Annotated in this window: 6 protein-coding genes; 3 read left to right on the top strand and 3 right to left on the bottom strand. The window is 74.7% G+C overall.

Features of this window, described 5'->3' with window-relative positions; genetic code table 11:
- The first annotated feature begins 274 nt into the window (after nucleotides 1-274).
- Complete coding sequence (locus ABTY56_RS28695) at nucleotides 275-1,696, top strand: serine hydrolase domain-containing protein (RefSeq protein WP_350632109.1); 1,422 nt, start codon at nucleotides 275-277, stop codon at nucleotides 1,694-1,696.
- Between the two features lie 137 nt (nucleotides 1,697-1,833).
- Here the strand turns inward: ABTY56_RS28695 and ABTY56_RS28690 are convergent, their stop codons facing one another.
- Nucleotides 1,834-2,895 carry an ATP-dependent DNA ligase gene (locus ABTY56_RS28690; protein WP_350632107.1) on the bottom strand — a complete coding sequence of 354 codons (1,062 nt, stop codon included), beginning with the start codon at nucleotides 2,893-2,895 and terminating at the stop codon, nucleotides 1,834-1,836.
- Between the two features lie 66 nt (nucleotides 2,896-2,961).
- Between ABTY56_RS28690 and ligD the strand changes: the two genes are divergently transcribed.
- On the top strand, nucleotides 2,962-3,969 hold the full coding sequence (gene ligD / locus ABTY56_RS28685; RefSeq protein ID WP_350632106.1) for a non-homologous end-joining DNA ligase: 1,008 nt from the start codon (nucleotides 2,962-2,964) through the stop codon (nucleotides 3,967-3,969).
- Between the two features lie 47 nt (nucleotides 3,970-4,016).
- Nucleotides 4,017-4,667, top strand: coding sequence for a GNAT family N-acetyltransferase (locus ABTY56_RS28680; protein ID WP_350632105.1), 651 nt, complete (start codon nucleotides 4,017-4,019; stop codon nucleotides 4,665-4,667).
- Between the two features lie 10 nt (nucleotides 4,668-4,677).
- Here the strand turns inward: ABTY56_RS28680 and ABTY56_RS28675 are convergent, their stop codons facing one another.
- Nucleotides 4,678-5,163, bottom strand: coding sequence for a hypothetical protein (locus ABTY56_RS28675; RefSeq protein WP_350632103.1), 486 nt, complete (start codon nucleotides 5,161-5,163; stop codon nucleotides 4,678-4,680).
- 39 nt (nucleotides 5,164-5,202) lie between these two features.
- The gene (locus tag ABTY56_RS28670; protein ID WP_350632102.1) at nucleotides 5,203-6,402 is read right to left on the bottom strand and encodes an 8-amino-7-oxononanoate synthase; all 1,200 of its coding nucleotides are present in this window, start codon (nucleotides 6,400-6,402) and stop codon (nucleotides 5,203-5,205) included.
- Nucleotides 6,403-6,533: the final 131 nt, after the last annotated feature.

Here is a 6,533-nt window from a genome sequence, read left to right as displayed (position 1 = left end):
GACAGCGCTTGAGCGCCGCTCGCACCGCCTCCGGCAGGGGGCCCGCCACTCGGGTGGGCTTTGGTCCGTTCGGGCCAGCCCGGCCGCAGCCGACGCGCGGGTGTTCGAGGGCGGTGCTTACGGTGGCGAGGCTTCCCCGCGGCCCCGTGGAGCAGCGCTCCGTGCCCCGTCGCCCCCGAGGAGCCGCCCCCCGAAGAGCCGCCCCCCGAAGACGCCCGAAGAATCGCCCCGGAATCACGCAAGAGAATCGCCCCAGAGAGGCGGCTCGACACCTATGACCAAGACCCGACGGCCGCGCCCGGCCGCTCCCCGCACCGCCGGCCGCGCGACCGCCGCCCTGGCCCTCACCGGGCTGCTGGCCGTCTCCGCCTGCTCGGGAGGCCCGGCGCCCGCCCGGCAGGCCGGCGGCCCCGCCGTCACCGCCGAACCGGCCGCGCTCAGCCCGTCCGCGACCGCCACCGGCGGCGCGTCCGGTTCGGCCGCCGCGACCGCGTCCGGGGGCGTGGTTCCGATCACCCCCGCCGTCGCCGCCCAGCTCGACGCGGCGATCAAGCAGGTGATGCAGGAGGTCAACATCCCCGGGGTGATCGTCGGCTACACCACCCCCGACGACAGCTACCTGCGCTCGTTCGGCACCGCCGACAAGGTCGCCGACACGCCGATGTCGCCGGACCTGTACATGCGGATCGGCAGCGTCACCAAGACCTTCACGACCACGGGCATCCTGCGGCTGGTGGACCAGGGCAAGGTGGGCCTGGACGACCCGATCTCCAAGTACATCCCGACCGTGCCCGGCGGCGACGGGATCACCATCCGCGAGCTCGGCGACATGCGCAGCGGCCTGTACAACTACACCCTGGACCCGGACTTCCAGCAGGCGTTCTTCAGCAACCCGGACCGCCCGTTCGCCCCGGACGAGCTGCTCGCGTACTCGTTCAAGCACCCGGCGAACTTCGCACCGAACGCCAAGTTCGAGTACTCGAACACCAACCTGATCCTGCTCGGCCTGGTCGTCGAGAAGGTCGGCGGGCAGCCGCTCCAGGACTTCCTGGAGCAGCAGGTGTTCACCCCCGCCGGGCTCGACCGGACGAGTCTGCCGACCGACGCGGCCTTCCCGACCCCGCACGCCCACGGCTACACCAACCAGACGCTCAGCGGCGCCGTCGAGGACTCCACCGACTGGAACCCGTCCTGGGCCTGGGCCGCCGGCGCCGTGATCTCCAACCTCCCCAACCTGCAGACCTGGTCGAAGGTGCTGGCCACCGGCGTGCCGCTGATCAGCGCCGCCACCCAGGCCGAGCGGCTGAAGACCGTGAGCGTCGGCACCCCCGACCTCGGCTACGGCTTCGGGGTGTTCACCACGCACGGGTGGGTCGGCCACAACGGCTCGCTCCCCGGGTACGAGAGCGTGGTCATCTACCTGCCGCCCGCGCAGGCCAGCCTGGTCATCCTGCTCAACACCGACATCCTGCACGACGGTTCGGAGCCGTCGACGTTCCTCGCGCGGGCGATCACGCAGATCGTCTCGCCGAACAACGTCTACACGCTGCCCACCCCGCCCGGTTCGGGCTCCCCCTCGGCGTCCGCCCCGACCACCGGGGCCACGGGCTCCCCCACCTCCCCCGGCTCCCCCGCGTCGCCCTCCGGTACGACGCCGGCCAAGCCCGGTGCCTCCGCGACGCTGCACGTCTCCTGACGTCTCCCGCCCCGGGACCGAAGACGCGCCGCAGGTCCGACCCGACCGGGTCGGACCTGCGGCGTTCCGTCGGACCTCCCCGGCTCCCCGGCGCTCGGCTCCCGTGCTCGGCTCCCCGGCGCTCAGGTCCTTGGCGCTCAGATCCCCAGCACCCTGCCGAGGTCGTACGAGACCGGCTCCTCCAACTGCTCGTAGGTGCAGCTCTCCGGGGTGCGGTCCGACCGCCAGCGGCGGAACTGCGCGGTGTGCCGGAACCGGGTGCCCTCCATGTGGTCGTACGCGACCTCGACCACCCGCTCCGGGCGCAGCGCGATCCAGGACAGGTCCTTGCCGCCGGTCCAGCGGCTGACCGCGCCGGGCAGCCGGCCCTCCGCGTGAGCGGCCTCCTCCGCCCAGGCGCCCCACGGGTGCCGGGAGAGGTCGTCCATCCTCAACGGGGCCAGTTCCTCGGCGAGTTCGCGGCGGCGCGTCATCGCGAAGGCGGCGCAGACGCCGACGTGCTGGAGCTTCGCTTCGGCGTCGAAGATGCCGAGCAGCAGGGAGCCGACCACCGGGCCGCTCTTGTGCTCGCGGTAGCCGGCCACCACGCAGTCGGCGGTGCGCTCGTGCTTGATCTTGTACATGGTCCGCTCCCCCGGCCGGTACGGCTGGTCCAGCGGCTTGGCGACCACCCCGTCCAGCCCGGCGCCCTCGTACTCGGCGAACCAGGTCCGCGCGAGGTCCCGGTCGGTGGCGGCGGGGGCGGTGAACACCGGGTCGGCGGCGTCGGCGAGCGCCGCCTCCAGGGCCGGGCGGCGCACCGACAGCGGCTCGTCCAGCAGCGAGTCGTCCCCGAGGGCGAGCAGGTCGAAGGCGACGAAGGAGGCCGGGGTCCGTTCGGCGAGCAGCTTCACCCGGCTCGCGGCGGGGTGGATGCGCTCCAGCAGTTCCTCGAAGCGCAGCCGGCCGTCACGGGCGATGACCACCTCGCCGTCCAGCACGCAGCGCGGCGGCAACTCGCGCCGAAGGGCTTCGACCAGGTCGGGGAAGTACCTGGTCAGCGGCTTGCCGGTGCGGCTGCCGAGCTCCACCTCGGCGCCGTCGCGGAACACGATGGTGCGGAAGCCGTCCCACTTGGCCTCGTACTGCATCCCGGGCGGGATCTCGGCCACCGACTTGGCGAGCATCGGCGACACCGGCGGCATCACGGGCAGGTCCATGCGTCCGATCCTCGCCCCGATGGTCTCGGGGCGCGCGCCGGACGTGCGGCGCTTAGCGTGAGGGGCATGGGCTCAGCCGTGGAACTGGAAGTCGCCGGGCGCACCGTCCGGCTGTCGAACCCGGACAAGGTCTACTACCCGGAGCGCGGCTTCACCAAGCTGGACGTCGCGCAGTACTACCTCGCCGTCGCCGACGGGGTGCTGCGCGGCCTGCGCGACCGCCCGACCACGCTGCAGCGCTTCCCGGACGGCGTCGACGGCGAGTTCTTCTACCAGAAGCGCGCCCCCAAGGGCCTGCCGGACTGGCTGCCCACCGCCCGGATCGAGTTCCCCAGCGGCCGCTCCGCCGACGAGATCTGCCCCACCGAGCCCGCCGCCGTCCTGTGGGCCGCCAACCTGGGCTGCCTCACCTTCCACCCCTGGCCGGTCCGCCGCTCCGACACCGACCACGTGGACGAACTGCGCATCGACCTCGACCCGCAGCCCGGCACCGACTTCCACGACGCCGTCCGGGCCGCCCACGAGCTGCGCGCCCTGCTGGAGGAACACGGGCTGCGCGGCTGGCCCAAGTCCTCCGGCGGGCGCGGCCTGCACGTGTACGTGCCGCTGGTGCCCGAGTGGACCTTCACCGACGGACGGCACGCGGTGATCGCCCTCGGCCGGCTCCTGGAGCAGCGGATGCCCGGCCAGGTCACCACCGCCTGGTGGAAGGAGGAGCGCGGCGAACGGATCTTCGTCGACTACAACCAGATGGCCCGCGACCGCACCATCGCCTCCGCCTACTCGCTGCGCGCCCGCCCCCGCGCCACCGCCTCCGCCCCGCTGCGCTGGGACGAGCTCGACGACGCCTCGCCCGAGGACTTCGACCTGCGCACCGTCCCCGCCCGCTTCGCCGAACTCGGCGACCTCAACGCGGAGATGGAAGGCCAGGCGTTCCGCCTGGAGGGCCTGCTGGAGCTCTACGAGAAGCAGCTGCACGACGAGGGCCTCGGCGAACTCCCCTACCCGCCCGACCACCCCAAGGCCGCGGGCGAGCCCACCCGCGTCCAGCCGAGCCGGGCCCGCAAGAAGTAGGGGTCGCGACGTAGGCTGGCGGTCTTCGAGGGTTGGGGGCGCGGCAGATGGGTGTGCGGGCACTGGCGGAGGTCCTGGCGGACGCGGCGGGCGGGGTGTTCCCGCCGCCGGACGGATCGGTCACGGTGCTGCCGCAGCCGACGCCCCGCGAGGCCGGGGTGATCGCCTTCGCCGCGCACACCGTCGTCTTCACCGACGAGGACCCGGCCTGGGTGCACCGGGCGCTCGCCGCCGCCCCGGGCGACCCGCTGTCCGCACCGCTCTGCCCGCCGTTCCTCACCGCCTTCGGCGAGCGCACCGGGCGCACCGTCAACAACATCGACCTGCTGACGGCCGCCGACCGCCTGCCGGGCGAGCCGCCGCTGCCGCTCGCCGAGGTCCGGGACCGCGAGCACCCCCGGGTGCTGCGGGCGCTGCGCTACCGCGACGACGTCCGGGTGTTCACGGCCGACGGCGGCGTCCTCGTCCTCGGCCGCGGCGTGGCCGGCCGTTGGGAGTGCGCCGTCGAGGTCGACCCGCACACCCAGGGCCGCGGCCTCGGCCGCGCCCTCGCCACCGCCGCCCGCCACCTCGTCCCCGAGGGCGACACCGTGTGGGCCCAGCAGGCCCCCGGCAACGCCCCCAGCGTCCGCGCCTTCCAGGCCGCGGGCTACCGCCCGGTCGGCGCGGAGGCCCTGCTGGTGACCGGACAGCCGTAGGGCCCCCGGGTCACCCGTCCGCCGCCGTCCACAGCACCAGGACCCGGTCGGCCTCGACGTCGAACCCGAGGAACGGCGCCCGGGTGTCGCCCTCGAAGTACATCGGCACCGGCTTGCCGAGCCGTCGCCCGATCGCGGCCAGGAAGCCGCACAGCACGTCGAGCCGTTCCTGGCCCTGCAGCTCCCACAGCGAGACGTCGAAGTCGATCTGCTCGTCCGCGAGGAACCGGAAGATCGCACACACCTCGGCGACCGGCCACACGCGCAGGCTCGGGCACTCCGCGTCGGCCGGGCGCGCCAGCACGGTCCCGGCTGTCGGGAGCGGCCGGACGGTGCTCCCCTCTGCGTACTCGTACGGCCAGCCCTGCTCCACGACGAGGTCGAGCACGGCCTGCCAGTCCGCCGCCGTGGTGTCGGGGACGTAGACGTCCGGGAGCGTTCCCCCGCCCGATGGGTCGAGCAGCCACGCGACGTCATCCCACAGCAGATCCGGCATGCCGCCATCCTGCCCGCCGGCGCGCGCCCCGCCGAACGGTTATTCGCGCCGGGCGCCCGCAGGGGCCAGCTCGGCGATGATCCGCACCGCCTCGGCGATCTGCCCGTCGGTCAGGTCGCCGCGGGCGGTCAGGCGCAGGCGGGAGATGCCGTCGGGGACGGACGGGGGGCGGAAGCAGCCGACGGCGAGGCCGGCGCGGCGGCAGTCGGCGGCCCAGGCGACGGCGGCCTCGGGGCCCGGGGCGCGGACGGAGACCACGGCGGCGTCCGGCTCGCAGGCGTGCAGGCCGGCGGCGGTGAGCTGCCGGGCGAGGGTGCGGGCCACCTCGCGGGCGCGCTCGGCGCGGGCGGGTTCGGCGCGCAGCAGGCGCAGGGCGGCGAGGGCGGCGCCGGCGGCGGCCGGGGCGAGGCCGGTGTCGAAGATGAAGGTGCGGGCGGTCTCGGTGAGGTGGCGGATCACCCGGCGCGGCCCGAGGACGGCGCCGCCCTGGGAGCCGAGGGACTTGGAGAGCGTCATGGTGGCGACGGTGTCCGGGTGTCCGGCGAGCCCGGCGGCGGCGAGCGCACCGGTGCCGCCGGGGCCGAGCACGCCCAGCCCGTGCGCGTCGTCCACCAGCAGGGCGGCCCCGTGTGCGCGGACGGCCTCGGACAGCGCGGCCAGCGGGGCGGCGTCGCCGTCCACCGAGAACACCGAGTCGGTGACCACCAGGGCCCGGCGCCGCGTCCGCGCGGCGAGCACCTCGGCCACGGCCGCCGGGTCGCTGTGCGGGGCGCGGTGGACGTCGGAGCGGGAGAGCCGGCAGCCGTCGATCAGCGAGGCGTGGTTGTAGGCGTCGGACACGATCAGGGTGTCCGGGTCGGTCAGCGCGGTGAGCGCGGCCAGGTTGGCGGTGTACCCGGAGGAGAACACCAGCGCCGCCTCGGCCCCGCAGAACTCGGCCAGCTCCTCCTCCAGTTCGGTGTGCAGCGCGGTCGTCCCGGTCACCAGCCGCGAGCCCGTCGACCCGCCGCCCCACCGCAGCGCCGCCTCCGCGGCGGCCTGCGTCACCACCGGATGCCTGGTCAGCCCGAGGTAGTCGTTCCCCGCGAGGTCCAGCACCGGGTCCTCCGCGGCCCGGCTGCGCAACGTCCGCGTCAGCCCGGCGTCGGCCCGCAGCGCGGCGGCCTCGTCGAGCCAGTCGAAGACGGCCTCGGGGGCGGGAGCGGAGGAACGAGGTTCGGACGCGAGGGGCTGACTCATGCCCGGCACTGTCGCACGCCGTCCAAAGCGGGATCAATGTGCCGCTCGGCACATGATCGGCGCCCCGGGCCGTCCGGTCGCCACAACAGGGGGGCCGCCCCCTGAGCGGGCGGGCTTTGCCGGGGGTGGCG

The organism is Kitasatospora sp. NPDC097691 (assembly GCF_040302665.1).
In the GTDB taxonomy this organism is placed as follows: Bacteria; Actinomycetota; Actinomycetes; order Streptomycetales; family Streptomycetaceae; genus Kitasatospora.
Note: the sequence above shows the minus strand (reverse complement) of the source record. Positions and strands in the feature narration are given on the sequence as shown.